General features: G+C 30.5%; 23 protein-coding genes. 12 read left to right on the top strand and 11 right to left on the bottom strand.

Annotated features, from left to right (window positions below; genetic code table 11):
- The first annotated feature begins 11 nt into the window (after nt 1-11).
- Entirely contained in the window at nt 12-911 is a 900-nt protein-coding gene (ligD, locus tag RHP49_02330; GenBank protein WNH13098.1) for a non-homologous end-joining DNA ligase, read from the top strand.
- A gap of 119 nt (nt 912-1,030) precedes the next feature.
- Nucleotides 1,031-2,188, top strand: a complete 1,158-nt coding sequence (locus RHP49_02335; GenBank protein ID WNH13099.1) for a hypothetical protein — start codon at nt 1,031-1,033, stop codon at nt 2,186-2,188.
- A 193-nt stretch (nt 2,189-2,381) separates the two neighbouring features.
- Here the strand turns inward: RHP49_02335 and RHP49_02340 are convergent, their stop codons facing one another.
- Nucleotides 2,382-2,591 (bottom strand): dodecin family protein, encoded by a 210-nt coding sequence (locus tag RHP49_02340; protein ID WNH13100.1) that lies wholly within the window; start codon nt 2,589-2,591, stop codon nt 2,382-2,384.
- Between the two features lie 170 nt (nt 2,592-2,761).
- Here RHP49_02340 and RHP49_02345 point away from each other — a divergent pair, with 170 nt between their 5' ends.
- The 3 genes from RHP49_02345 to RHP49_02355 all read left to right on the top strand — a co-directional run bounded on the left by RHP49_02345 (nt 2,762) and on the right by RHP49_02355 (nt 5,806).
- Nucleotides 2,762-3,538 (top strand): PEP/pyruvate-binding domain-containing protein, encoded by a 777-nt coding sequence (locus tag RHP49_02345; GenBank protein ID WNH13101.1) that lies wholly within the window; start codon nt 2,762-2,764, stop codon nt 3,536-3,538.
- 2 nt (nt 3,539-3,540) lie between these two features.
- Nucleotides 3,541-5,172, top strand: coding sequence for a phosphoenolpyruvate synthase (ppsA, locus tag RHP49_02350; protein WNH13102.1), 1,632 nt, complete (start codon nt 3,541-3,543; stop codon nt 5,170-5,172).
- Between the two features lie 184 nt (nt 5,173-5,356).
- Nucleotides 5,357-5,806 (top strand): DUF2267 domain-containing protein, encoded by a 450-nt coding sequence (locus RHP49_02355; GenBank protein WNH13103.1) that lies wholly within the window; start codon nt 5,357-5,359, stop codon nt 5,804-5,806.
- Nucleotides 5,807-7,137: 1,331 nt separating this feature from the next.
- Here RHP49_02355 and RHP49_02360 read toward each other — a convergent pair.
- From RHP49_02360 to RHP49_02375, 4 genes are all read right to left on the bottom strand, one after another.
- On the bottom strand, nt 7,138-7,635 hold the full coding sequence (locus RHP49_02360) for a hypothetical protein (GenBank protein ID WNH13104.1): 498 nt from the start codon (nt 7,633-7,635) through the stop codon (nt 7,138-7,140).
- Nucleotides 7,636-8,068: 433 nt separating this feature from the next.
- Nucleotides 8,069-9,139 carry a response regulator gene (locus RHP49_02365; GenBank protein ID WNH13105.1) on the bottom strand — a complete coding sequence of 357 codons (1,071 nt, stop codon included), beginning with the start codon at nt 9,137-9,139 and terminating at the stop codon, nt 8,069-8,071.
- A gap of 111 nt (nt 9,140-9,250) precedes the next feature.
- The gene (locus RHP49_02370) at nt 9,251-12,580 is read right to left on the bottom strand and encodes a PAS domain S-box protein (protein WNH13106.1); all 3,330 of its coding nucleotides are present in this window, start codon (nt 12,578-12,580) and stop codon (nt 9,251-9,253) included.
- A 39-nt stretch (nt 12,581-12,619) separates the two neighbouring features.
- Nucleotides 12,620-13,009: a hypothetical protein gene (locus RHP49_02375; protein WNH13107.1), complete on the bottom strand. Its 390-nt coding sequence runs from the start codon at nt 13,007-13,009 to the stop codon at nt 12,620-12,622.
- Nucleotides 13,010-13,290: 281 nt separating this feature from the next.
- Here RHP49_02375 and RHP49_02380 point away from each other — a divergent pair, with 281 nt between their 5' ends.
- The 4 genes from RHP49_02380 (at nt 13,291) to RHP49_02395 (ending at nt 15,808) form a co-directional block, all read left to right on the top strand.
- Nucleotides 13,291-14,082: a patatin-like phospholipase family protein gene (locus tag RHP49_02380; GenBank protein ID WNH13108.1), complete on the top strand. Its 792-nt coding sequence runs from the start codon at nt 13,291-13,293 to the stop codon at nt 14,080-14,082.
- Nucleotides 14,079-14,303, top strand: a complete 225-nt coding sequence (locus RHP49_02385) for a heavy-metal-associated domain-containing protein (protein ID WNH13109.1) — start codon at nt 14,079-14,081, stop codon at nt 14,301-14,303. Before RHP49_02380 ends, RHP49_02385 begins: the two co-directional genes overlap by 4 nt.
- A gap of 231 nt (nt 14,304-14,534) precedes the next feature.
- A complete protein-coding gene (locus tag RHP49_02390) occupies nt 14,535-15,170 on the top strand; it encodes a dienelactone hydrolase family protein (protein WNH13110.1) in 636 nt (211 codons plus the stop codon).
- A gap of 5 nt (nt 15,171-15,175) precedes the next feature.
- Entirely contained in the window at nt 15,176-15,808 is a 633-nt protein-coding gene (locus tag RHP49_02395; protein ID WNH13111.1) for a phosphoribosyltransferase family protein, read from the top strand.
- A gap of 7 nt (nt 15,809-15,815) precedes the next feature.
- Here RHP49_02395 and RHP49_02400 read toward each other — a convergent pair whose 3' ends face one another.
- Entirely contained in the window at nt 15,816-16,916 is a 1,101-nt protein-coding gene (locus tag RHP49_02400) for an erythromycin esterase family protein (protein WNH14367.1), read from the bottom strand.
- On the bottom strand, nt 16,862-17,758 hold the full coding sequence (locus RHP49_02405; GenBank protein WNH13112.1) for a hypothetical protein: 897 nt from the start codon (nt 17,756-17,758) through the stop codon (nt 16,862-16,864). Before RHP49_02405 ends, RHP49_02400 begins: the two co-directional genes overlap by 55 nt.
- Before the next feature lie 122 nt (nt 17,759-17,880).
- Between RHP49_02405 and RHP49_02410 the strand changes: the two genes are divergently transcribed.
- Entirely contained in the window at nt 17,881-18,912 is a 1,032-nt protein-coding gene (locus RHP49_02410; GenBank protein ID WNH13113.1) for a pesticidal protein Cry7Aa, read from the top strand.
- 4 nt (nt 18,913-18,916) lie between these two features.
- On the top strand, nt 18,917-21,217 hold the full coding sequence (locus tag RHP49_02415) for a glycosyltransferase (GenBank protein ID WNH13114.1): 2,301 nt from the start codon (nt 18,917-18,919) through the stop codon (nt 21,215-21,217).
- A 175-nt stretch (nt 21,218-21,392) separates the two neighbouring features.
- On the opposite strand, the gene RHP49_02420 is transcribed toward RHP49_02415, so the two are convergent.
- The 4 genes from RHP49_02420 to RHP49_02435 form a co-directional block, all read right to left on the bottom strand.
- Nucleotides 21,393-24,041: a cation-transporting P-type ATPase gene (locus RHP49_02420; protein ID WNH13115.1), complete on the bottom strand. Its 2,649-nt coding sequence runs from the start codon at nt 24,039-24,041 to the stop codon at nt 21,393-21,395.
- 157 nt (nt 24,042-24,198) lie between these two features.
- A complete protein-coding gene (locus RHP49_02425) occupies nt 24,199-24,669 on the bottom strand; it encodes an Hsp20/alpha crystallin family protein (protein ID WNH13116.1) in 471 nt (156 codons plus the stop codon).
- A 172-nt stretch (nt 24,670-24,841) separates the two neighbouring features.
- Complete coding sequence (locus RHP49_02430; GenBank protein WNH13117.1) at nt 24,842-25,345, bottom strand: hypothetical protein; 504 nt, start codon at nt 25,343-25,345, stop codon at nt 24,842-24,844.
- Nucleotides 25,305-26,153: a hypothetical protein gene (locus RHP49_02435; protein ID WNH13118.1), complete on the bottom strand. Its 849-nt coding sequence runs from the start codon at nt 26,151-26,153 to the stop codon at nt 25,305-25,307. Before RHP49_02435 ends, RHP49_02430 begins: the two co-directional genes overlap by 41 nt.
- A gap of 276 nt (nt 26,154-26,429) precedes the next feature.
- Between RHP49_02435 and RHP49_02440 the strand changes: the two genes are divergently transcribed.
- Nucleotides 26,430-26,789, top strand: coding sequence for a hypothetical protein (locus RHP49_02440; protein WNH13119.1), 360 nt, complete (start codon nt 26,430-26,432; stop codon nt 26,787-26,789).
- Nucleotides 26,790-26,836: the final 47 nt, after the last annotated feature.

A 26,836-nucleotide genomic window follows, 5' to 3' on the forward strand; every position in this document is an offset into this window, starting at 1 on the left:
ATTTTTAAAAAATGAAAGCAACAATTAATAAAATAATATTAACGAATAGGGATAAAGTACTATTCCCAAAGTGTGGTATAACCAAACAACAAGTGTTTCACTATTACGAAAACATTGCAAATGCTATGCTTCCATATTTAAAAAATCGCCCATTAACCATGCAACGTTTTTCTAAAGGCATAAAGGAAGCAGGTTTTTTTCAAAAAAACGCACCAGATTATTTTCCAGATTGGATACCAACTATGAAAGTTAAAAAAAAGGATGGTTGGGTTAATCATATTATATGTAATTCTAAAGACACCTTATTATATCTTGTAAATCAATATGTTTTAACGTTTCACGTTGCTTTAAGTAGAACTGACAAAATTGATTATCCTGATAAATTGATTTTTGATATAGATCCTCCAAAAGGAAATTTTCAATTAGCTGTAAAAGCGGCAAAGGTACTTCGTGTTTTTTTAGAAGAAACGCTAAAACTAAAAGCCTATGTTATGACTTCAGGTTCTGAGGGCTTACATATTGCCGTACCTATAAGAGCAGGTAATCATTTTGATGTGGTACACGATTTCACAAAACAGATTGCAAATTATATTTGTAACAATAACCCAACAGAATTTACAACAGCCATTAGAAAAGATAAACGTGAAGGCAGGCTTTATATGGATTTTCTGCGGAATTCTTATGCGCAAACTAGTGTGGTTCCCTATTCTATTAGAGCCTTAGAAAATGCACCTGTGGCAATGCCTTTGTATTGGGATGAATTAAATAACACCTCCCTAAACGCTCAATATTATACCATTGATACTATTTTTAAACACCTAAAAACAGAAGGCAATCCATGGGAAGATTTTGAGCAAAATGCTAAAACAATTAATGCCGCAATAAATACAATGGAAACACTTACTAATTAACGTTAATAACATTATTTAAAATACATCAATACTGATGTGGGTCATTTTAAAAGTCTTGTTTTGATGCTACTTTAGTAAATACTAATTACCTGTATAGGGTTCATTAAATCCGAAATATTATGCCTTTACTCTCTAAAAAAGAAATAGCCGAATTACATCAAATCAATCAAGAAAATTGTATTTCAATTTTTATACCTACACATAGAGCAGGTAAAGAAGTACTACAAGAAAAAGATGCTTTATCCTTAAAAGTACAACTACAAGATGTAAAAAAGAAATTAGCCAAAAAGGGAATTCATAAAACCACCATCAATACCATTACGGCACCTGTGCAACAATTAATTGACAATACTTTGTTTTGGCGACAACAATCTGATGGTCTTGCTATTTTTATAGCCGACAATTATTTTAAAACATACACACTTCCTATTTATTTTGAAGCATTCAATTATATAGCTAATGCCTTTTATTTAAAACCATTGATGCCACTTTTTGTTGGTGATGGTCGCTTTTATTTAATGAACTTAGAAATAGGTAAAGTCAAGTTACATGAATGTACCCAGCATAGCATAACAGAAATTAGTATTGATGATTTAATACCCGAAAATATACAAGATAGTGTAGGTTATGACTACGAAGACAAAAACCTGCAATTTAGAACTCAGCAATCAGGTGCAGTACAAGCTATTTTTCATGGACAAGAAGCCGCCACTGGAAAACGAAAAAATGAAATAAAAACCTATTTTAGAGCTATAAATGACGGAATTAAACCATTATTAAAAGATGAAAAAACACCGTTAATTATAGCATCACAAGACTACCTTTTTGATATCTACAAAGAGGCAAACACCTACTCTAACTTGTATGACAAAAACATCAATACCAACTTAAAAGTCACTAATATTTTGGATTTACATGAGTTGGCATGGGAAAAGATCTCACCCATTTTTGACCAAAAAAGAAAAGATAAAATAGCACGTTTCCTAGAGGTGCAAGGCACTGGAAAAACAGCTATTGGAATTGAAAGAATTTTACCAAAAGCTTTTCAAGGAAAAATAGACACCTTATTCTGCGAAAATCTAGCAGATATTTTTGGGAGTTATAAACTTGAGAACGACACTGTAAGTGTTACCGAAACTGAGGAGAACGACACAACAATCTCATTGATGAATTTGGCTGCTATAAAAACATTTTTAACTGGTGGTGCTGTTTATTTATTGGATAAGGAAACTATGCCTAATCAGCATTCAAAAATCAATGCACTCTATAGATATTAAAAATCATAAGCTTTTAAAGCAACTTAAAATATTAGCAAACTTAGATCACATCAATTTAAATTGTGTGTTACATGTCTCTATCAAAAATATTTAGTAACTGAAGAAGAAGAAGAAGAAGAAGAAGAAGATATTCCTGTATGTTTGCAAAAAATTGAGAGTCTATCTTTTAAGGAACATCTTCTTCTGTTACTAACTAGTCTGTATCCATTATACCAAAACATACTTTAGTCGTTATTCTATACTGAACAACCTCGTTGTTTTCAACGTTAACTTGCATATCCTTTATATAAACAGACTTAATATTTTTCACACTTTTTGATGCTTCATTAACTACATTTTTAACGGCATCTTCAAAACTTACGGTAGAATTCCCTAAGACTTCAATTACTTTTAATACTGACATAACATATGTTTTTAATTGTTAATACTACCACGAAAATAGTTTAGGACACACTATATAGAAATGACCTAGGTCAATTACACCAATTATTTCATTCATTAAATAGTGACGTGGGTCATTTCAAAAAAGGGATACAACAACTAGTTTAGAAACTCTAAATACAACAAAGCAATATGAAAGCTCGTATTAAAAAATTCAATGAAATTGGCATTACAGATGTTGGCAGTGTAGGAGGAAAAAATGCATCTTTAGGAGAAATGTATAATCAATTAACTTCAAAAGGCGTTAATGTTCCTAATGGATTTGCAACCACATCGTATGCGTTTTGGGAATTTTTAAAAGCCAATAAAATTGAAGAACCGCTCAAAGAATTATTGACTAAACTCGATAGAAAAAATTATTCCAATTTAAAAACTATTGGACAGCAAGCACGTGAGCTTATTTTAATTGGAAGTTTTTCGTCTGCGTTTTCCAAAGCAATAAAAAAGTCATATATAAATTTATGTGGCAAAGATTTAAAAGAAGTCGCCGTTCGGAGTAGTGCCACAGCAGAAGACCTTCCAGATGCTAGTTTTGCTGGTCAACACAATACTTATTTAAACATTAAAGGAGAAGATCAATTATTAGAAGCTGTAAAAAAATGTTTTGCATCTTTATATACCAATCGTGCTATAAAATATCGTGAAGATAAAGGATATAAACATCATGATATTGCCTTATCAGTAGGAATTCAACTTATGGTACGTTCAGACAAAAGCTGTTCTGGAGTAGGATTTACCATTGAACCAGAATCAGGATTTGAAAATGTTATAGTATTGTCTGGTGTATGGGGGCTGGGAGAAAACATTGTACAAGGCACTGTAAATCCCGATGAGTTTTATGTATTTAAACCCGCTTTAGCCCTAAACAAATACCCCATTATTCAGAAAAAAAGGGTGATAAAAAACTAACCATGGTTTATGCCAATAAATGGAATGATAAAACCATTGTAAATACAAAAACACCTAAAAATAAACAGCAACAATTTATTTTAACAGATGACGAGATTATCACTTTAGCAAATTGGGCAAAATTGATAGAAGACCATTATCAAAAGCCAATGGATATAGAATGGGCAAAAGATGGTATAACCAACACATTGTTTATTACACAAGCACGACCAGAAACGGTACACCAAATGCGTGATAAAAATATTCATATCGAATACAAGCTTTTAGAAAAAGGAACTATTTTATCTCAAGGCAATGCGGTTGGTTCTAAAATAAAAGTTGGAAAAGCCTGCTTTTTAAAATCCCCAAAAAATGCTGGTTCATTAGCACCAAATACTATTATTGTTACCGATACCATAACACCAGATTGGGATCCATTATTAAAGCAAGTTACAGGTATTGTCACCAATAAAGGTGGCAGAACAAGTCACGCTGCTATTGTAGCACGAGAGCTTGGTGTGCCAGCAATTGTAGGTTGCAGAAATGCCACAACAACAATTACAAATGGCGAAACCATTACCATATCTTGCTCGCAGGGAAAAACAGGATATATTTATCAAGGCGAATTAGCTTTTAAGGAAGAAAAAATAGACTTTTCAAATATTAAAATGCCTGCAACTGAAGTAAAAATGATTCTTGCCGATCCTGAAAATGCTTTTTCCCTATCCTTTTACCCTAATAATGGTGTAGGTCTTTTACGAATGGAATTTATCATTACGCATAATGTGAAAGTACATCCTATGGCATTAGTAAACTTCGACCAGGTAAAAAACACTTCAGTAAAAAAAGAGATTGAAAAGATTACGAAAAACTATGCAAATAAACACGACTATTTTGTAGAAACACTTTCGCAAGGTATTGCCACTATTGCGGCTACATTTTATCCTAAAGAAGTGATTGTAAGGTTAAGTGATTTTAAGACCAATGAATATGCTAATTTAATAGGCGGAAAATATTTTGAACCTAAAGAAGAAAATCCAATGTTGGGTTTTAGAGGTGCATCACGCTATTATAACAATTTGTATAAAGCAGGTTTTGCTTTAGAATGTGAAGCTATTAAAAAAGTACGAGAACACATGGGCCTTACAAACCTAAAAGTGATGATTCCTTTTTGCAGAACCTTAGAAGAAGGCAAAAAAGTGGTGGCTACAATGGCAGAAAATGGATTGAAACAAAATGAAAACGGCTTGGAAATATATACCATGGTTGAAATTCCGAGCAATGTCATTTTAGCTGAAAAATTTGCCGAGATATTTGACGGTTTTTCAATTGGTTCAAATGACCTTACCCAACTTACATTAGGCATCGATAGAGATTCAGAATTAATGGGAAAACTATTTGATGAAAACAATGAAGCCGCAAAAAAAATGATTAAAATGGCCATACAATCTGCCAGAAAAACACAAACTAAAATAGGCTTATGTGGACAAGCACCAAGCGATTTTCCAGAATTTGCCGCCTTTTTAGTTAATGAAGGCATTGATAGCATTTCATTTAATCCAGATGCTTTATTACAAGGTATTGAGAATATTAATAAAGCAGAAAATAGTTTAAAAATTGAGAACGAAGCTAATGACTTTATTTTTTATAAGTAAAGAATAGGAGCTGACGTGTATCATTTTGAAATTGTAAAGGTTTTGGTTCCTTTAAAGGGAATTTAAATTTCGTTTTAAAAGGTATTTATTAATCATCATTAACCTATTTACTAAAAAATGATTTAAGACAATACTAATTGAAAATAACAAATTAGACTATACGAATAACCTAAAAACAGATGCTATGTCACTAAATTTTAATCAATACGCAGTAGAAGGAAACACCTTTATTAAGCAATATGCTAAAGAGTTATGTATTCCCGAAGATCCAGAAAGAGCAGGTCGAATACTTAGCTCTATTTTACATGGCTTACGCTCGATTATTTCAGTTGAAGAATCATTACAGTTTATTGCACAGCTTCCTATGTTTTTGAAAGCTGTTTATGTAAATGGATGGTCAATTAAAACAAATAAGAAAAGAGTAAAAGATATGGAAGAATTTATAGATCTCATTAGGTCGATAGATGGCAAAACATTCTTGTATGATTTTGAGTCGGACGAAATTACCGAGGATTATATATACTCTACATTCTTGATTTTAAGAAAGTATGTTTCCAGCGGAGAGATGGATGATATAAGAGGAGGATTACCTAAACGATTAAAAGGCCTTATTTTCGATCACATATTCGTTTAGAAACTATAAAAATTTCAAACAATTCTTCTAGACAAATCTGAAACCTTTGAAAAACACTCAAAAAAGCAAATAATATTAGTGCAAATTTATAAATTAATTTAAAAAAAATACTCAGACTGAGCTAGATCAGTTCCTATAGTAAAAATGGGTTGTAAATTAGCTATATATCTAATAAGATAGTTCTTTGAAAATATAAAAATGAAAATATAGGTTTTTGGTGTAGTAATACATCAATAACCTTAGGTTCTAAAATGTACTTGAACGCTTTAAGCTTATTGTTTTTACTTTGTAAAAAGTGAAAATAATATCAGATTAAGTCTGCAAAGCGCATTTTTGAGCTGGTAATCTGGGACATTAAAATGTCCCAGATTATTTTAAAGCATTGGTTATCAATTACTGCAAAGTAATTATAACCAGTATGAAATGATTAAATTTGGTTTTACCATAATTGATTTATTCTAATGTTAGAAAAAGAATATTTTAATTGGAAGTAGGATTAAAATTAGTCACTTCATTAGGAAACTGGAAGTTTCGACTTCCAGTTTCTGTTTTAAAAAACTAAATTAATATAATTGATTTGAGTCATTTCTACCCAATAGACTCTGTAAATTGGTCATACAATTAATAGTTGCAATGTTCTTTGAAAACAAAAAAATATAATAACGTATTTACAAAACATAATTATACCTATGATGTTTTAGTTTACTTAATATAATATTAAAAAAACGGTTAAGAAAATTTTGCTATTAATCAATCTTAACCATATAAAGTGATTAACATTGTTTTACCAAAAATTAAACTTGATTAGTTTTTTAGAAATAGAATACTAAACATCTAATTTAAAGGTAAAAAAAATTAATCTCTTTTTAATAAACTGGAAGTCTCGGCTTCCAGTTTTTATTAAAAAAATCATCTAAAAAATAGTGCAACTGACTTGGATCAATTTCCAAATTATAAATTATTGCAATTTAGTAGCATTATTAAATAGTTCTTTAAAAAATATAGGTTTTTGGCGCAGCAATGCAACAATAACCTTAGGTGTTAAAATGTACTTGAAAGCTTTAAGCTTATTGTTTTGACTTTGAAAAAGGTGGATACAGAATCAGATTAAGCCCGCTAAATACATTTTAGACCAGTAATCTGGGACATTTAGTTGTCCCAGGTTATTTTTTAAAATCATTTCTTTATAAAAATTTATTACTACCATTTACAAATTGGATTAATTCCAATTGTATTACAATAAAAATACTATTTCTAATTCTGTATACTCCATATCGTGAGAGGTCTGCGCTATGCAATAGGTGTTTTTAACGCTTAAATAAGATTTTTTTTTAAAAGGTTATCTCGTTGTATAAACGATCTAAGGCATTAATTTCATTATCAGCACCTCTTAAAATCAACAAATAATTACCACTATTTAACAATTTTAAATACGTTGTTGCTTGAGTTTCACTCGCCCCTATTCCTCTAAAAATACCATAAGTTCCTGATGATAGCGTAGCCAAAGGTTTCCCATTTATTTGATGAAGAAATATAGAAACTAATGCTCCTACTATAAAAACAAATCCGCTTTCTGTATTATAAAAAGTTCCGAAATTTACGGACTTTCCTAATTGGTCTTTCCAATACGCTTTTGTAATGGTGCTATCATTTGAAATTTCAATACCTTTATCGCTAGAAAATTGAGCTACTTTTCCTAGTATAGAAACCTGAAAGAAAGACTTATTTTCTTCTTTTAAATATTTTAAAGCGCTTTCTAATTTTGAAGGCTCTTTATAGGCTTTAAAATAAACTTGTTTCTGCTTTGGGATATAGTTACCTGTCGTCATTATCAAAAAAAATGGTATAATAACCAAATATATATTGAAGATAAGCCGATAAATAAACTTTATAAATGATACAGGTCAATTACATAAAAACACTTTGAAAGTTATAATCATCTTATATAAGAGAAGAACCTATCATTAATGTTAGAAGCGCCTCATGAACGTCTTCATTTACACTAAGACACCACCTTTTTCATTAGATTTCTTAGTAAAACCCATTGTGTATTTTGATTCCTTACACATTATTTGATGTCTATTCAACTGATTTTCGATAGAAAATTATATCGAGAACTTTTCTTTTGAACAAAAAATTTGATTCTCGATACTAATGTCACTCATTTACAATCGTGACATTCACTCGAATTGACAAATTTTAATCAAAAGGCACAACGGGTTATTTATAAGTTACTTGTTATCAATATTTAACAATCAAATTTCACCCAAATAGTGCTATATCTTCAAGGGCTTCTTTGTCTTCTATTATTATTTTTCTGGCATTACCAATAGTTATGAAGCCTTGGTCTTTAAATTCGGTTAGCATACGTATGGCTGTTTCTGTAGCAGTTCCAATAAGACCTGCAAAATCCTCTCTAGCTATACTTATACCATAATGTTCGTTATTACATAAAATATGCTTGTTATGTATATCTAATAATGCTTTTGCTACACGTTGTCTTACCGTTGCATAAGCCACATTTACCATCTGTTCTTGCACATCTACCAAATTATTAGAAATTAAGCTCACAAACTTATTAGCAATATCTTTATTAGAATGTATCAGGTTTATAAAATCTGATTTAGGTATTTCGTAAAGTTCTGCATCTTCAAGTATTGCCGCAGATTCTATATAGCTTCCATGATCTGATAACAACGATAACTGCCCCACAAAATGACCAGCACTACACAAGCCTGTTACAAATTCTTTTCCTTTTTCGGTAGTTTTAAAAGTCTTCACAGCACCACTTTTTATATAATACAGTGAATTAGCCTTGTTGCCTTCCCTATAGAGCACATCTCTTTTATTATATTTTTGTGGCGAATAATCTCTGGATAAATGGTCTAAATCCAAATAGTTTGAAGCTGCTTCAATAAATTGAGAAACACCTTCAATGGTTTGTGCAAATTGCTGTTTTAAAAAATCGTGTTTTTTCAGTCGGCATTCTATAGCTTCTAGTAATTCATTTTCGCTAAAAGGTTTGGTTAAATAATCATCTGCACCTAAATTCATCCCCTTTCTAACATCTGTTTTATCTGATTTTGAAGTAAGAAATATAAAAGGAATACTTGCTGTTTTACTGTTTTTGTTTAAATTTTGTAATACTTCATAACCATCAAATTCTGGCATCATAATATCACATATAATAACATCTGGAAGCCATTGTTTTGCTTTTTTAATTCCAATTTTACCATTTTCAGCAGTATTTACACTATAATTTGAAAGCTTGAGTATTTCGGCTGTATTTTCGCGAACATCTTCATTGTCCTCTATAATTAGTATTTTTTTCATCTGGTTATGTTTATTATTATCTTACTACTTAATAAAATTCGCCAATAAACTTCTGGATTTATATAAAGAAATGTTATGACTCATTTCATACATTTAAATTTTAATATATTTCTAAATATTCTTTTCATTAAAAAACTTTACTTTTTGTTTTTCGATAAAAGGGAATCTCATTATTCTATTCTCTATGGGTAATTCAATCCAAAACGTTGTACCTACATTTAGCCTACTTTTATAGCCAATGGTTCCTCCCATTAGCTCTGTATAATGCTTAGCTATATTTAAGCCCAATCCTGTGCCTTCAATATTATTAGCATTTTTCGCTCTAAAGAAGCGTTCAAATAATCGCCCTTGTTCTTCTTCGGGAATGCCAATACCTTGGTCTGTAATTTGTATTAATACTTTATCTTGATTGTGAACTATATTAAAGCCTATGGTAGTATTTCCCTCAGAATATTTTGATGCGTTAGATAAAAGATTGATAATTATATGACGTAATAATTTAATATCTAAATGCACAAAAAGAGACTTAATTGTTGTGCTAAAACAAATTTTATGACCTTTTTTTAAACCAATTTTATTTTCCTCAATTATGGTTTTAGTAAAATAAACAATATCAAAATCTTCTTTTAGGACTCTTATTTTACCTTCTTCTAGTTTGCTTAGTGAGAGAAAATCGTTCAAAATCGTTACGAGGTGATTTACATTCTTTTCAATACGTAATACATATTTTTTACGTTTCTCTTCTAATCCTAATTCATTTAACTTGCCTATTAAAATGGCAGATGTCTGTATAGCACTTAACGGTGTTCTAAATTCATGAGATGCCATGGATACAAAACGGGACTTTAATTCATTTAATTCTTTTTCTTTATTTAAGGCCTTCTGAATACTAAACTCAATTTCTTTTTGCTCTGAAATATCATTATAGACCATTAATGCATTAGTTATTTGATTGTTTTCATCAAACAAAGGCGCAGTGTTTACAGAGAAATATCTATTTTTATATTCAATTTCAAAAGAGAGATGCTTTCCAGAAAGTGTTTTAGATATGTCTTCTTTTATTATTGTTTTTCGTTCTTCAGAAAAAATTAGAATATCATCTAGAGTCATAGATTCAAAAACAAATGGTTTTAAACCTAGTTGTTCTAACGCTTCACCTTCAGCTAAAACCAATTCTAAATCATTATTTACAACAACAATAAAACCTTTAGGGAAATTTTTTGCAATTGCAGTAGTTAGTGCTTTGCTTTTTAAAGCATTTTTCTCAGCTTCTTCGGTTATTAGTATTTGGTCTTCAAGATTTAAATTAGTTTTTACCAATTTCTGAACTGTAGCCATCACTTCTTGAGTTCGCTCTTGTACTTTATCTTCTAATATTCCTGCATATTTCTCTAATTGGTTTTTACTTTGCTTTAATGCATTAATATTGTAATGTTTTTCTATGGCCACACTACACAAATATGTCATATCTAAAACTATCTCTCGTTCTTTCTCTGATGGACTTTTTTTGTTTTTACTATAGATAACAAAAACACCTAAAACTTGATTTAATGCAGATAAAATAGGAAATGACCAGCAAGACTTTATACCATTATTTAAAGCTATTGTTTTATAACCTTCCCAAAGATCATGACATGCAATATTAGAAACAATGCCTTTTTTATTTAAAAACGCAGTATTAGTTTCATATGACACTACTTTTGGATTAATAGCAACACCATCAATAAAATTACTAAATGTTTCAGGTAAATGTGGTGCCGCTAATTTATGTAAGGTTTTAGCTTCTTTATTTAGTAATAGTATAGAAACCATGCTATCCTCAATATATGCTTCAACAGTTTCTACAATACTATTAGCTATGATTTGTAAAGATTTATCATGGGTTATTAACTCTAATATATCTCTAATTTTATTTTTAAGGTGTTCTCCTTTTATTCTATCAGACACATCATTTTGAACACCAATAAAATGAGTTAATTCCTTGTTTTGGTTGTGTATAGGTGTAATGGCTACTTCATTCCAAAATAGTGTCCCATCTTTTTTATAATTTCGTAGTATGACTTTGCAAGATTCTCCATTTGCAATGGCGTTTTTCATAATGCCAATTTCGTTTTGATTACGATCATCACCCTGCAAGAAATTACAATTTTTACCATAAACTTCTTCTTTTTTATAACCCGTTATTTTCTCGAATGCGGTATTACAATAAATAATAGGCGTATTTGGTTGTATTGCATCTGAAATTAAAATACCGTTATCTGCAGATGCTAATGCTTTATTTCTAATTTTTAGCGAAGCTTCTTGACCTTTAGCTTCGGTAATATTCCTAACAATAGAAAGAATACTATGATTATTTAACGGTACAATTCGGGCTTCATAATAATTTGTTTTACGCTTTGTTTTTATTTTGTATTCTATCAATTGCATTTGCTTAGTTGCAATAGTTTTTTCTTGTGCTTTTTTTATTTTTTTGTACGTTGATGGTGGTAATACATCTGCCATGTTTTTACCTATAATACCTTCTACTGGTGTTAGCTTTTGATTTTGTGGTGCATAAAAATCAAGATAATTACCATTATAATCTTGAATAATTATCATATCTGGTATGGCTTCTAATAATGCCTTAATCTTAGCTTCACCAGCTTTTATAATGAACTCCGTTTCTTTTTGCAAAGTAACATCTAACATAAAACCCTCTATCGCTTCTAAATTTCCATTTTTATCAAATACACCTTGTCCAAGCTCTTGCAGATATTTAACCTTTCCGTTCTTGTCTCTAATACGAAAGTTTATCGTAAAGGGCTTTTTGTTTTTGATTGCCTTTTGAGTATCGTTCCAAACTTGTTTATGATCTTCTTGAAAAATGATGTGCGAGAAATGAACAGTCCCATTTAAAAACGCTTCAGCATGATAACCTGTAATCTGTTCGCAACCTTCGCTAATGTATTCCATCGTTAAATCCCTATCATTTTTACAACGAAATACAATACCTCGAAGATTATTGATTAAGGCATCAAATTTCCGGTTACTTTCTATAAGGAATTTATTTGTTTGCTGAATTTTCAGTAAATTTTCAGTAAGATTACTTGTGTCTTTTAGAAAAGCAATACTTCCTTTTTTGCCATTAACTACTGTAGAATTCAACCTAATCTCTAAACTAAAATCAGTTCCATTATTTTTAATACCAACGACATCCATGCTTATATTAAAAGCTGTCTTTTCTATATTTATTAGCTGATCTTTAAGCTGTTTTCTATATTTTTTCGCAATAAGAGTCTTAATATTTCTGCCTAATAAGGCATCAGAATCGCAATCAAACAGGTTTTTACAAGCAGGGTTTGCCATTAAAATAGTACCATTGTTATTAACTACCAAAATACCCTCCGTAGTAGATTGAAATATATTTTGGAAAAGACCTTCATTTTGCAGATTATCTATCATTTAATTGCTATAATTAGTTGTATTAAAAACGTTATTAGTTCAAAACAGGCTTTCATCGTAATTTTGGTACGATTCTAGAAATTGCTCTTCCATAAATGCTATTTGAACACCAGTAACAAAAGATACAATAGATTTTTGAGCAGCAAGAGCGGCAAGAACTCCAGTAGATATGAGTATGGCATCGCCAATGGTTTTTATTGTTGAGATAACCCTTAAAATAATAGAAATAGGCAACAGCATTATGGCTGGTATTTCAAGGTGTTTCAACCATTGTTTTTTTAAAACCGTTGGTTTTTTCGTATTGAATATTTTTATAATAAAAAAGGCAAACCACTGAACAACTAAACCGATAATGATACAGATGGTAAAGGGTATTAAAACCACAAACCATAGACCTACAATACCTAATTTTGAAAATATAATATCCATCTATCAAAATTAGTTGAGTTATGTATAATCTAAAATGATATCCATCAGTTCACTGACCTAGATCAGTTTACAGGTAAGTTCTATTACAATTCCTCAATTTAATCGAAACGATAATTAGACTTCAATACTAAATAAAATCATCGTGAGTTATAAAAATTAACATGGGTTAATCCTATTTTTTATCAAATGACGTGGATCATTTCAAGATTACTTACTAAACCATAATTTTAATAATTATTAACATTAAAACAGTTTTTTTATTCAGTATAACTATAAACAAAATGAATATAGGTTTAGTACTTTCTGGTGGTGGTATGCGTGGTGCAGCACATGTTGGTGCCATAAAAGCCCTAGAAGAGCATAACATTTTCCCAACACATATTGCAGGAGCAAGTGCTGGTGCAATAGTAGGTGGATTATATGCGCATGGATATAACTGTGATGAAATGTTACATTTTTTTAAAACCGTACAATTATTGGACTATAAAAAATATGCTCTCAACAAACCTGGCTTTATAGATACCAATAAGTATTACGACTTCTTCAAGAAAAAATTCCCAGAAGATAGTTTTAGTGTTCTTAAAAAAAAACTATTCATTACTACTACCAATATTACTGATGGCGTACTTCAAATTTTTAATGATGGTGAAATTATTAAACCCATGTTAGCCTCTTCTGCTTTTCCTGGTTTGTTTTCACCTGTAAAAATTAAGGAAAAGCTATATATAGATGGAGGTGTACTTAATAACTTTCCTATAGAACTTATAAAAAAAGATTGTGACACTTTAATTGGTGTGTATTTAAACCATTTTGAAACTGCTGTTAATAGCAATTTAAAGCACTTTTATAACGTAATTGAACGTGCTATAAACATAAGAATAGCCAAAAGTGATGAAGAAAAATTTACAGATTTTGATATCGTAATTGCTCCAAAAAACTTGACACAATATAGCTTATTCGATAAAAAAAATATTGATGCTATTTATAAAATAGGATATGATAATATGAATAGAACATTAAAAAACAACACTTTAATCATTAAAAAAGAAAACCTTTCAACATTACAACTATGAGAACAACAGTACATATACAAAATCTTGTCTGTGATTCTTGCGCAAAAATCATAGCAAACAAACTTACAGAATTACATAATATTAGTGATGTAGATGTTAATTTAAAAAATAAAACTGTAGGCTTTAACTTTTTTACAAAACATGATTTTGAACATGCTAAACATGTCTTGGAAATGTTAGGTTATCCCATACTTGGACATGATAATATATTAAGCCAATAGCATAAAATAAATAATCCTTTTAAAATGAAACGTCTTTTAAAATATCTTATGGATCCGATTGTAGTTTATGGAGTAATCTCTTGTAATAATTCCGATAAAAATTGTTGAATGTGGGTTATAACCAAAACCAATTTTCTAAACAACAGCAGTACACTATGGATACACCTGGAATTTCCATTTTATGGTTATATGCAGATGTAATTATTAAAACACTAAAAACATATTAAAATCATGAACTATAAAGACGTAAATATCCCAATAAAAAACATAACCTTAAAGGGGCGGCTACGCCTAGCAGAAAACCAAAAAGGGCTAATTGTTTTTTCCCATGGAAGTGGTAGTAGTAGAATGAGCAGTAGAAACAATTATGTTGCAGATTTGCTTTTAAACGAAGGCTTTTCTTCGTTATTGTTTGATTTATTGACGGAAGCTGAAGACACTATTCATGAAAACAGATTTAACATCGATTTACTTGCTGAACGATTGGTAGAAGTCACACAATGGATAAGTAAACAAAAGGACATGCAAAATGTACCTATTGGTTTTTTTGGCGCAAGCACTGGAGCTGCTTCAGCATTAAAAGCTACATCTTTTTTAGGAACAAGCATAAAAGCCATTGTTTCTAGAGGTGGCAGACCAGATTTGGCTCTACCCATTTTAGATAAAATAAAAAGTCCAACTCTTTTAATTGTTGGTGGTAAGGATGGTGTTGTTATTGATTTAAACAAAAAAGCCTACGATAAACTTTCAAGCATTAAAAAAATTGAAATTATAGAAGGTGCAACCCATTTATTTTCTGAACCAGGAAAGCTTGAAGCTGTAGCAAAATTAACTTCTAATTGGTTTAATAAATATTTAAAAAAATAAACATTATGGTATTTAAAGATAGAATTGAAGCTGCTCATTTATTAGCAGACAAACTGGAAACTTACAAGGAAAAGAACGCTATAATTTTGGCTATCCCAAGAGGTGCTGTTCCTATGGGATATGTAATCTCAAAACAACTACATTTACCTTTAGAGGTCGTGCTTTCAAAAAAAATTGGACATCCATTGCATAAGGAATTTGCTATTGGTGCAGTAACTCAAAAAAGCCAAGTTTTAAGTGAAGCAGCTTCCGATGTATCTAAAAGTTATATTGAGGAAGAAATTAAAAAAATTAGAACTTTACTTTCCAAACGGTATCAGGATTATTATGGAAATAAAAAACCACAAGAACTAAAAGATAAAATCTTAATCATTGTAGATGATGGCATTGCTACTGGAAACACCATCATATCTACCATAGAAATGTTACATGAAGAACAACCAAAAAAAATTGTGGTTGCTATTCCTGTGTCTTCACAAAGTGCCCTACAAAAGTTAAAAAACACCCCTTTTATAGATGAAATTGTATGTCTTTCAGCTCCTGAAAACTTTAGAGCTGTAGGTCAATTTTATAAAAACTTTGACCAAGTTGATGATACCGAAGTTAAAACCTACTTAAACAAGGTTGCCGTAAATTAATGTTCACCTATTTGTCTATTAAGCCAAAGGGATGCAAATCCGAAATTTCAGTTTTTTCTGTTTTGGTGTCAAGTGGGGTAATGGCTTTTGTTTTATTGAACCAAATATACTCATCAAATTGAGACGGTAATACGGTTTTAAAATAATGGCTCCACAATTCTGTTTTTGGTCTATAAACAACACCAATAGCACGTTCTAGCCTAGGTGTGTTTAAAAATTCTCTCAATTTTTTTTCTGAATATGCTTCACGTAAAGGCAAGGTGAAATTAGTGACGTTTGTTTTATGACACAAATGCTCATAGCTTTCTGCAACAGAATCATTAACAGACATCACTTGCATAGCTTCTCCCCAATTTTTGGCAGCTGCAACGGTGCCTGTATGTGTTCCAAACCCAATGTTATACGATTTTGAACCAAAATGTTCTTTACACAAGTGACCTATATTTATTTCACCTCTAGCATACATTTCTGTTGCCAAAGCATTCCCAATATGAGAATTATGAGCCCAAACAACGGCTTTTGACTCTTTACCGTAATACGATAGTAATGATTTTAAGGTATAAAACATGTGAAAATCGCGTAAGTTCCAAGATTCTGCGCTACCATAATACATCGCTTTGTAGTAGCGTTCTGCATCAACCACAACCGTAGCATTTTGGTAGGCATAAAAATAGGCTTGAGAATGGTTGAGTTTATTTTTATTTTTCAACAAGTCAAACAACATTTTTAGAACCTCTTTCTCACAGCTCTGCAGTTTTTCATTTTTCACTAATTTTCCATAGACAGAAGGATTCGACATATATGGCATAATACAAGAATAGCGGACTTTAGCAAGTGCAGCCAAATCTGCATCAATACCTTTTAAATAATTAATAACCAAATCGATAGAATTCTCTAACCCATACAAATCGAGCCCATAAAACCCAATGGTATTATTGTGCTTGGCATTATATTTTTTATGCCATTCCATAAAATCGAACACTTCTTTGTTTTTCCACATCCATTCTGGAAAACGTAAAAAAGGCATCCAATCTTGTGATTTATATTGGTTTCTTACATAATTATTAATTTGTTCGGCATCAGACCAATCTGCTTCTGTACAAACAATATTAAACCCTTTTTTTCTATAAGTACTTTTGTAATTTCTTGCCTTGTGGTATAAAACTCTGAAGTTCCATGCGAAGCCTCACCCAATAATACAACTTTGGCATCTCCAATACGTTCTAACAACCCATCAATTGGAAACTTTTTAATTGTTTTAAAAGGAATAGAACTAATCCCTATTTCATCTATAATTTCATTCTCAGGATAAACCTCAGTTCCTATTTTAGGAATTAGTTTTGGTTTTGGAATAAAATAATTATCACGTAATGCTTTTGTAACATATTCAGTTTCAGAAACACGCTCTATAGTTTCTAACATAACGTGAGCCCAATCTGGACCAACTGGTGCTAATAATTTAGCTCCGATTTTTAACTGTTTCTTAATGGTTTCTGGAATTTCTTTAAATTCTGAAGCACTTAAAACAGCATTAAAAGGGGCTTTATCATTCCATCCCTTTTCAAGTTGCCCTGTTTTTATGTATACATTGTTAATATCTATATTTTTTAAAACTTCTAATGCCCATTTTGAATATGTTTCAGTAGTTTCAACCGCATAAACTTCTTTATATATTTTTGAAAGTACCGCCAAAACATAAACTGAATCTGCCCCTGTAATAAGAATTTTATCGTCCTCTTTTACTTCCAATTCCTCTAACATTCTGGCAACCACAATAACCCTAGGCTCTGTTTTTTCGATAGCTTTTTCAATTCTTACATCTTCATAAAAATAGGGATGCAAGTTTTCTGACAAAAAAAAAGCTTCTGGAACATTTTGGAAGGCTTCTAAAAGCAATGTATTGCTAATGCCTTTATCTTTTAATTGTTCTTTAATACTAATATCTTTCATCGTTATGCGTAATTAAAAATAGGTATCTAAATATATTACCGATCAATTAATTATGGAATGACTTAGGTCATTTTGGTGGTTATTAAATAAAGTTAATTTCATCTAAAATTAGCTACTTTAAAATGGCATTAATTACCAAACATGGTATTATTCTCGAAAAAACAAATAACAGTTTTGAAAATCTAGGTGTTTTTAATCCTGCTATCATGCAAGAAGATGATACCGTTCATGTCTTTTATCGTGCGGTTAGAAATGGTAATTTTTCTACCATAGGCTACTGTAAATTAGAAGGCCCTTTAAAAGTCGTTGAGCGTTGTAAAGAACCTTTGCTTTTTCCGGAAACCCCAGAAGAATTCCAAGGTATCGAAGACCCTCGTATTGTTAAAATTGACCAAACATATTACCTGTCTTATTCTGCTTATGATGGGATTAATGTTTTTGGAGCCTATGCCACTTCAAAAGATTTAAAAACATTTGAACGACAAGGCATTATTACACCCAAATTCACCTTTAAAGAATATTCAGAACTTATTAAAAATAATTTTGAAAAAATAAGTATCGTTCATTCTCTTTTCTATGATTTATTTGGTCGGTACAAACTTGAACGATTAATGAAAGGAAAAATATACGTCTGGGATAAAAATATTATATTTTTTCCTAAGAAAATAAATGGAAAATTTGCAGTATTTCATAGACTCTTTCCTTCAATTCAAATTATCTATTTTAACGATCCTTCAGAGTTGACAACAGAATTTTGGAAAACTTATATTTCAAATTTAAGAAAACATATTGTATTACAACCAGAATACAAACATGAGAGCAGTCATATTGGTGGTGGTTGTCCCCCAATTGAAACTGATAGTGGATGGCTGTTTATCTACCATAGTGTAGAGAGTAAATCCAATAAATTAATATATCACGCTTCAGCTGTTTTATTGGATTTACAAAATCCTAAAAAAGTAATTGGCAGACTTAAAAAACCATTGTTTTCTCCTACTGAAAGCTATGAAAAAAAAGGTGAGGTAGATAATGTTGTATTCCCAACCGGAACGGCGCTTTTTAACGACAAGCTTTATATTTATTATGGTGCTGCTGATAGCCGGGTAGCAGTAGCATCAGTAAACATTAACTCACTATTAAACGAACTTAAATAATAATATGAAAATAAATACACCATCCAAAATACTATTTTTATCTACATTTCCGCCAACGCAATGTGGTATTGCAACTTATACTAAAGATACTATTACTGCTATAACTGATTTGTTTGGTAAAACCTTGTCTTGCGAAATTTGTGATATTTCAGATAAAACTACTGTAAATAAAAATGTGCAGTATTCGATACATCCAAAAATAAAAGCAGATTATAGTAGGGTTGCAGGAGAAATAAATTGTGACAACTCCATAAAATTGGTACATATACAACATGAATTTGGCTTATTTGGTGGTACGTTTGGAAACTATCTGTTGGATTTTCTAGATGTACTAAAAAGACCAGTAACCTTTACTTTTCATAGCGTTATCCCAAATCCTGACAAAAACCTAATGGCATTTGTTAAACTCTTAATTTCATATAGCAATTCTGTTATTGTAATGACGCAGCAATCTAAAAAGATATTAATACACGATTATAGCATCGATAAAAACATAATAGAGTGCGTACCACACGGCACACATAGTGTTAATTACGAAAAGGCAAGTTTTGCTAAACGTAAATTTAATTTAGAGCATCGCACTGTTTTATCAACCTTTGGACTTTTAAGTTCTGGTAAAAGTATAGAAACAGCTATTAAAGCATTACCTGAAATTATTAAACATACACCTAATGTTTTGTATTTAATTTTAGGAAAAACACACCCTAATACCATAACAAACAACAAAGATGAGTATAGAGATTATTTAGATAGTCTCGTTAAAGAACTTAAGCTTGAAAATCACGTTAACTTTATAAATCGTTATTTAGAAATAGATGAGCTTTTAAATTATTTGAAGGCAACCGATATTTACTTATTTACCTCAAAAGACCCAAATCAGGCTGTTAGCGGCACATTTGCTTATGCTATGAGTTGTGCTTGCCCTATTGTAGCAACATCAATTTCTCATACTAATGAAGTACTTACATCTAAAGAAGGTCTGTTAGTACCAATTGAAAACTCAAAGGAAATGGCAAAAGAAACTATAAAATTACTTTCTGATGGGAAACTTCGGGAGTCTATGGCGCTAGCTGCCTTTGAAAAAACAAGAGCATCTTCATGGGAAAATGTGACTTTGAAACAAGTTAATATCTATAAAAAAAGTATAGATAAGTTACTTGAAATACCACACAACTATCCAGCAATTAAGCTAGATCATTTAAAAAACATGACTACAGGTTTGGGCATTATACAGTTTAGTAAAATTTCAAAACCAGATATTACTTCTGGCTATACTTTAGATGATAATGCACGTGCACTAATTACTATGTGTATGCATTATAAGTGTTTTAAAAAATCTTCAGACTTATTATATATAAATACATATCTAGCGTTTATTGAGCGTTGCCAGACAGATTCTGGTGCTTTTATCAATTATGTAGACGAACACAATAATAACCATATAAAGAATGACTACGTCAACCTAGAAGACTCTAATGCGCGTGCTATTTGGGCTTTAGGAACGGTTATTTCATTTAAAGAACATCTGCCAGAAACTATAGTAAATAAAGCGGCATTATGCTTTTTAAAAAGCACTGAATGGATAAAGAATATTTTATCACCCAGAGCTATTGCTTTTACAATTAAAGGCTTGTATTTGTATTATACTGCAGAACAAGATAAAAACGCTGTTTTAATTATTGAAAATCTATCAAAAAACCTCATCACAAATTACGATGTTAATTCTATAAAAAGCTGGAACTGGTTCGAAAACTATTTAACCTATGCCAATAGTATTTTGCCAGAAGCCATGCTATATAGTTATTTGATAACAGGTAAAGATTCCCATAAAAGAATAGCTTTAGAATCTTTTGATTTTCTATTATCAAAAATGTTTGTAAATGGTCATTTTAAAGTGATTTCTAACAAAGGGTGGTATCAAAAAGATGTCATACCAAATGAATATGGAGAACAGCCCATCGATGTTTCATATACCATACAGACTTTACAACTTTTTTATAAAACTTTTAAAGATTCAATGTACAAAACAATGATGCAAAAAGCTTTTAACTGGTTTTTAGGCGAAAATCATTTGAATCAAATTATGTATGATCCTATAACTGGTGGTTGCTATGATGGCTTAGAGAAAGCAAACGTAAATTTAAACCAAGGTGCCGAATCTACTATTTGTTATTTGATGGCGTGTATAATTATGGAAGAACACAAGGCATTTTCATCTGGAAAAGTGATTCATCTATTAGAACCAAAAGTGAATACGTATTTAAATTTATCTAAAAACCAGTATTTAAATAAAGAATGTAACTGATATAAATACATTGAATAACGACACTATAATTGGTTGTTGAATTATAAGGTGTCTAAAAAAAGAATATTAAATATGTAAACGTTAAATGTTCTTTTCTTATGTTTAATTGTGACATATTGTATAAACTAAAAGTGTTTTTCCATTAAAACCAACTGTATAAGCTTTTAAAATACTACTAAAACGTAAATCCTAATCGCTTAAAAATTTGAGACAAAGCCAATGAACTAAATGCAAAAACAATTACCAAAACTATTTGTTCTAGTGATAAATTGGTTAATAAAAGTGTTTTTGCCACTGGCTTAATATAATAGGCGCTTATTGTAATTAGTAACGATATTACAATAGCATACCATATCCAAGGATTTTTTACAATTTCATTATTAAAAAATGGCACCTTGCTTTCTGCCATATTAAATACATTTAATAATTGTGCTAAAACTAAAGTATAGAATGCCATATTATTTATGATTTTAGCAGATAGTTCTAATATAAAATGAGAATATGCGGTAATACCAATAACTGCTCCAGTAACACAAAGTCCATAGATAATGGTCGAAGACCATAGTTTTGGAGTCATAATGGATTCACTAGCCTTTCGAGGTGGTCGTTTCATGATATCAACTTCACCTTTTCCCATTCCTAATGCTAGAGCAGGAAATATATCTGTAATGAGATTTAGAAATAGAATTTGTAATGGCAGTAATGGTGATGGCAAATTGAGTAAAGCTGCCAAACCAACTGAAACTACTTCTGCCAGATTACAGGATAACAAATACACTACAAACTGTCTTATATGATCAAAAATGGCTCGTCCTTGATTGATGGCCAATTCCATAGTAATGAATTTATCATTTTTGAGAATAACATCTGCTACTTCTCTTGCTGCTTGAGTACCTCTAATTCCCATTGCAATCCCAATATCTGCTTTACGTAATGCCGGAATGTCGTTTATACCATCACCAAACATACCAACAACATTATCGTTGTTTTGATAGAGTGTTATTAGTTTTAATTTCTGCTCTGGTGTCACTCTTGCAAAAACTGAAGCGTCTAGTAATTTTGTTTTAACAGTATTGTTTAACTGAGTTTCAAACTGCAACTCTTTTCCATGTATGATAGTATTTGAAGCTGCATTTTTAGGTAACAAGCCAATTTCTACAGCAATTTTTTTTGCAGTCTCAGGATGGTCTCCCGTCATCATAACCACCTTTATTCCAGCTTCTTTATAAACCTTTATGGTTTCTTTTACATCGTCTCTAGCTGGATCTAAAAATGCAATAACTCCAATAAAATTTAATTGTGACAATAAATTTTCTTTCTCTGGTTTTGTTTCGTGGTGTTTATAAGCAAAAGCTAATACTCTTAATCCTTGAGATGCCAAATCATTTACACGATTCATCCATTCTTTTTTATTCTTAAATTCTTGTAGTTTGTTATCCTTAAAAATGACATCACAATGATTAATAACACTTTCAAAAGCACCTTTTACATAAACATTATACCCATTTTTATTTGTATTTAATGTTGCCATCAACTTACTAGATGTATTAAAGGGAATCTCTAATTCTTCTGGATTAGTTTCTTTAATTTTTCTTGGGTTAAAATGCATTTTTTTAGCAAATTGAATGAGTGCCAATTCAATACTATCTCCTCTCATATCTTCAGCATTTAAAACAACATTGTTACACAAAATACTGGTCATCATCATTACATTAAAAGCTTCTAATTTCTCTACATTGTGAAAGTAAGCACTGTCTTTATTCTGTATTTGACTTAAAATTTCATCTTCTAAAACCAGTGTATGTACTTGCATTTTATCTTCAGTAAGTGTTCCTGTTTTATCTGTACATATAATATTTGTTGCACCCAAGGTTTCAACTGCTTCCATTTTTTTTATAATAACTTTTCGCTTAGATAGTTTTAGCATCCCTCTTGCCAAAGCAATAGTTGCTACAACAGGAAGTCCTTCTGGTATTGCCGCAACAGCTAATGCTACTGCTGTTTCTATAATTAAAAGCATGTCTAAACCTCTTAAATAGCCAGTAAAAACAATGAGAATTGCGAAAATTAAAGTGAGCCATATAAGCCATTTACTTAATCCATTTAGTTTTTTTTCTAATGGAGTTCGCTGTTCTTCTATAGTACCTCCCAGTTGCTGAATCTTACCAAGTTCTGTGTTTTGTCCTGTGTGAACCACAATTGCTTTTGCAGAACCTTGTTCTACAGTTGTTCCTTTAAACACCATATTTTTCCTATCTGATAATATGGTGTTTTTAGATAGCGAATTTATATGCTTATATATAGTCCTACTTTCACCTGTTAACGGCGCTTCTTTAATCGCTAAATTTTCAACAGTAATGAGGCGCGCATCTGCTGAAACGACGTCTCCTGCTTCTATTAAAATAATATCGCCAGGAACTAATACTGATGATTTTATAGTTTTAATTTTTCCGTCTCGTAAAACCCTACTCTCTGTAAATCCCATTCGGCGAAGCGCTTCAAGAGACCGTACACCTTGAAATTCCATTATAAAACCAATAATTACTGTAATTACTATAACTATAATAATAGCTATAGTCTCAAGCCAATCATCATTAAAAAGGAAAGTAAAACCTGCTGCAATGGCAAGAATAAAAATAATTGGATCATTACACTGATCAATAAGAATTTTCCATTTCGATTTAGGTTCTTTAGCAACTGTCTCATTTTTGCCATATTTCTTAATACGCTGTTTTACTTCACTTTCAGTTAAACCATAATTAGTATTACTGTTTAAGTTCTCAACAACAGAATGTATTGAAAGACAAAATGGTTCTAACATCATAGTTGGTATTTTAATTTTACCTAAGAACTGGTGATTTATTAAAATTTAAAAACCCTCTTGCCAAATCTTTTAGTTTAAGGATTTGGTAAAAGGGTAGTTTTAATTCGCTCTATGTATAGATTTGGTTAAAGAAACCTAAAACAAAATCAATCACACCTTATGCAATCTCAATTTTCTTTGGCTTGTTCTGTTTAGCCTCTTCTTTTTTAGTAAGATTGAAACGAAGGATACCGTCTTTATATTTTGCTTTAACGTCTTCCTCTTTTACAGAGTCTGGAAGTAGCAATCTTTTTTCAAAGGAATTATAACTAAATTCTTTGCGTGTATAGTTATCTTCTTTTTCTTTTTTAGAATCTGTCTTCTCTGCAGAAATATTAAGATATCCATTATCGACAGTTACTTCAAAATCATTCTTAGAAAATCCTGGAGCTGAAAGTTCGATTTCAAATTTATCATCTTCTTCTATAATATTTAAAGCAGGTTCATTTGATTTTCCATTCCAAAAATCATCTAAAAAAAGTGAACTATTCCAAAATCGATTCCCAAGGAAATCATCAGCATTAAAAAAATCTCTTGTAGTTAGAGTTTCTAATGGTCTTCTTTTGTTTCTAAATTTTACTAGTGACATAATTTTAATATTTATACGTTAAACAATTTATATGTTACTAAATTATGATGAAACTAGAACTTTAGAAATGATCTAGGTCAGACGACTAAATGTTTTTAATTCTGGAAGTTTAATTTGATTTTATCTAAATATTCATAACTTTTTTTATTTTTTAAAATCTACTTAAAAACAGTTACTCAATACATTTCAACTTATCCATAAAAAATTCATTATATGCAATATTTAAAATATCTATAGAATGCTTTGTCCCTTTTAGGCTTATTGATTTAATTGGAGATGTTTTTAATCTATTTATTTGTGAACTTGACAACCTGCCTTTAAAACTAAAGTCTCCACAATACATATCCCAAGAATGATAAAAAGTAATTATTTGATTATTTTCTAAGGTTACTTTTACACTAGACCTATTACTTGGCAAATAACTAGCACACCCTAAATCTTGCTTTAAATTAAAAAAAACACATACTTTTTGTCCATATTTATATAACTCAACAGATAGATTTTCATTAAGTAAATAAGGTACTGTTCTAATGTATATTTTTTTATAAAACTCATCGTATTCGTCTATTGCATAATGACATTTTAAACGAAATTCATTCTCTTCTAATTTTGATTTTTCTTCATTAACATTTGCATCAACTTGCTGTACTTCTATATGCTTTTTTTTTAACTTCATTAGTATTAACTAATGAATCTTGCCTTCTCTGCCCATTGAATGTAATTTCTAACTTTCTATCTTTCCCCTGTGCTTCTTGTTGTCTTTCCTCTATTGCTTTAACATGAGCTAGGGAGTCTTGTAATTTCTGTTCTCTTAAAGCAACTTCTAACTTTCTACCTTTCTCCTGTACTTTTTGTAGCCTCTGCTCTATTGTTTTAACATGAGCCAGGGAATCTTGTAATTTCTGTTCTCTTAAAGCAACTTCTAACTTTCTACCTTTCTCCTGTACTTCTTGTTGTCTTTCCTCTATTGCTTTAACATGAGCTAGGGAATCTTGTCGCTTCTGTTCTCTTAAAGCAACTTTTAACTTTCTACCTTTCTCCTGTGCTTCTTGTTGTCTTTCCTCTATTGCTTTAACATGAGCTAGGGAATCTTTTTTCTTTTGTTCTAGCTCCTGTGAATTTTCATTATTTATTGTTTCCAGTATCTTTCTCTTTCTCTCTTCCTCTTCTGCAATAACTCTTCCCCGTTCTTTATCTTGATAATCATAGAACAGATTCAACATATCCTCGTTAACTAATAAATCATCAATAGTAACTATACCTTCCCAATCTTTAAACTTTATTTTATAATTATCTCTGCCTAAATAATCAATAACTATACATTTTTGGTTTTTATTAAATTCAGTTATAGGTTGAATTAATTGATTAGTTATTATATTCAAGTTTTTATATAGAATTCCATCTTGTAAAAATTGAGTAGGTATACTTATATCTTGCGAAAACAAGCTTAAAGAAAATAAAAGAAAACAAAAATATTTAGTCATAATATATCTTTATAAAGAAATCTGAGCAACTTATTCTATTATGAAGTATCAAATTTAAAAATTCCCTTAGGGTTTTCATATTCGAATTATATCTTTTAATAATACTCTATTTTGCATAAATAATCATTTTAACCTTATGATAGATTAATAACTCCACAAACTAACTATTATATTAGTTATCATTCTAATTCTAGAATTAAATTCAGCAACGATTATTCTTTTTACTAAAATTCTCATTTCTTTTTTAATTACTTTTGATTTAACTGATTTTAAACTATGACCATTCAAGATTTAGTTGGAAAATACAATATCACAGGAAGCAATCAAGATGCTTTAGAATACACATACAAAGGTTCTCTTGATTTAACACTTGATGAAAATGACAGAATAAAAGCGAAGTGGCTAATAAATAATGAGCAAATACAGCGAGGAACTGGCTTTTTTAAAAATAATATTCTTGTTATTAATTTTAATTATAAAGACGAAAATAATAACACGTACAAAGGTGTTGTTGTGTACCAATGTATTTCTAAAGATATATTAGAAGGTTTTTGGTCTGAAAAACATGGAAACCCACTTTACCTTGGAGAAGAACGTTGCTTTCGCGTTAATAATCAAGAGCAACTACTTGATTAAAACCAATTTCAACAAAAAAACCTCAACTATTAACTAATTGAGGTTTT

Source organism: Flavobacteriaceae bacterium HL-DH10, assembly GCA_031826515.1.
Lineage (GTDB): Bacteria > Bacteroidota > Bacteroidia > Flavobacteriales > Flavobacteriaceae > Thalassobellus > Thalassobellus suaedae.

What these genes read in the sequence shown, in the direction of transcription:
- ligD (WNH13098.1), top strand. Translation starts at nt 12, where the DNA reads ATGAAAGCAACAATTAATAAAATAATATTAACGAATAGGGATAAAGTA.
- RHP49_02335 (WNH13099.1), top strand. Translation starts at nt 1,031, where the DNA reads ATGCCTTTACTCTCTAAAAAAGAAATAGCCGAATTACATCAAATCAAT.
- RHP49_02340 (WNH13100.1), bottom strand. Translation starts at nt 2,591, where the DNA reads ATGTCAGTATTAAAAGTAATTGAAGTCTTAGGGAATTCTACCGTAAGT.
- RHP49_02345 (WNH13101.1), top strand. Translation starts at nt 2,762, where the DNA reads ATGAAAGCTCGTATTAAAAAATTCAATGAAATTGGCATTACAGATGTT.
- ppsA (WNH13102.1), top strand. Translation starts at nt 3,541, where the DNA reads ATGGTTTATGCCAATAAATGGAATGATAAAACCATTGTAAATACAAAA.
- RHP49_02355 (WNH13103.1), top strand. Translation starts at nt 5,357, where the DNA reads ATGTCACTAAATTTTAATCAATACGCAGTAGAAGGAAACACCTTTATT.
- RHP49_02360 (WNH13104.1), bottom strand. Translation starts at nt 7,635, where the DNA reads ATGACGACAGGTAACTATATCCCAAAGCAGAAACAAGTTTATTTTAAA.
- RHP49_02365 (WNH13105.1), bottom strand. Translation starts at nt 9,139, where the DNA reads ATGAAAAAAATACTAATTATAGAGGACAATGAAGATGTTCGCGAAAAT.
- RHP49_02370 (WNH13106.1), bottom strand. Translation starts at nt 12,580, where the DNA reads ATGATAGATAATCTGCAAAATGAAGGTCTTTTCCAAAATATATTTCAA.
- RHP49_02375 (WNH13107.1), bottom strand. Translation starts at nt 13,009, where the DNA reads ATGGATATTATATTTTCAAAATTAGGTATTGTAGGTCTATGGTTTGTG.
- RHP49_02380 (WNH13108.1), top strand. Translation starts at nt 13,291, where the DNA reads ATGAATATAGGTTTAGTACTTTCTGGTGGTGGTATGCGTGGTGCAGCA.
- RHP49_02385 (WNH13109.1), top strand. Translation starts at nt 14,079, where the DNA reads ATGAGAACAACAGTACATATACAAAATCTTGTCTGTGATTCTTGCGCA.
- RHP49_02390 (WNH13110.1), top strand. Translation starts at nt 14,535, where the DNA reads ATGAACTATAAAGACGTAAATATCCCAATAAAAAACATAACCTTAAAG.
- RHP49_02395 (WNH13111.1), top strand. Translation starts at nt 15,176, where the DNA reads ATGGTATTTAAAGATAGAATTGAAGCTGCTCATTTATTAGCAGACAAA.
- RHP49_02405 (WNH13112.1), bottom strand. Translation starts at nt 17,758, where the DNA reads ATGAAAGATATTAGTATTAAAGAACAATTAAAAGATAAAGGCATTAGC.
- RHP49_02410 (WNH13113.1), top strand. Translation starts at nt 17,881, where the DNA reads ATGGCATTAATTACCAAACATGGTATTATTCTCGAAAAAACAAATAAC.
- RHP49_02415 (WNH13114.1), top strand. Translation starts at nt 18,917, where the DNA reads ATGAAAATAAATACACCATCCAAAATACTATTTTTATCTACATTTCCG.
- RHP49_02420 (WNH13115.1), bottom strand. Translation starts at nt 24,041, where the DNA reads ATGATGTTAGAACCATTTTGTCTTTCAATACATTCTGTTGTTGAGAAC.
- RHP49_02425 (WNH13116.1), bottom strand. Translation starts at nt 24,669, where the DNA reads ATGTCACTAGTAAAATTTAGAAACAAAAGAAGACCATTAGAAACTCTA.
- RHP49_02430 (WNH13117.1), bottom strand. Translation starts at nt 25,345, where the DNA reads ATGAAGTTAAAAAAAAAGCATATAGAAGTACAGCAAGTTGATGCAAAT.
- RHP49_02435 (WNH13118.1), bottom strand. Translation starts at nt 26,153, where the DNA reads ATGACTAAATATTTTTGTTTTCTTTTATTTTCTTTAAGCTTGTTTTCG.
- RHP49_02440 (WNH13119.1), top strand. Translation starts at nt 26,430, where the DNA reads ATGACCATTCAAGATTTAGTTGGAAAATACAATATCACAGGAAGCAAT.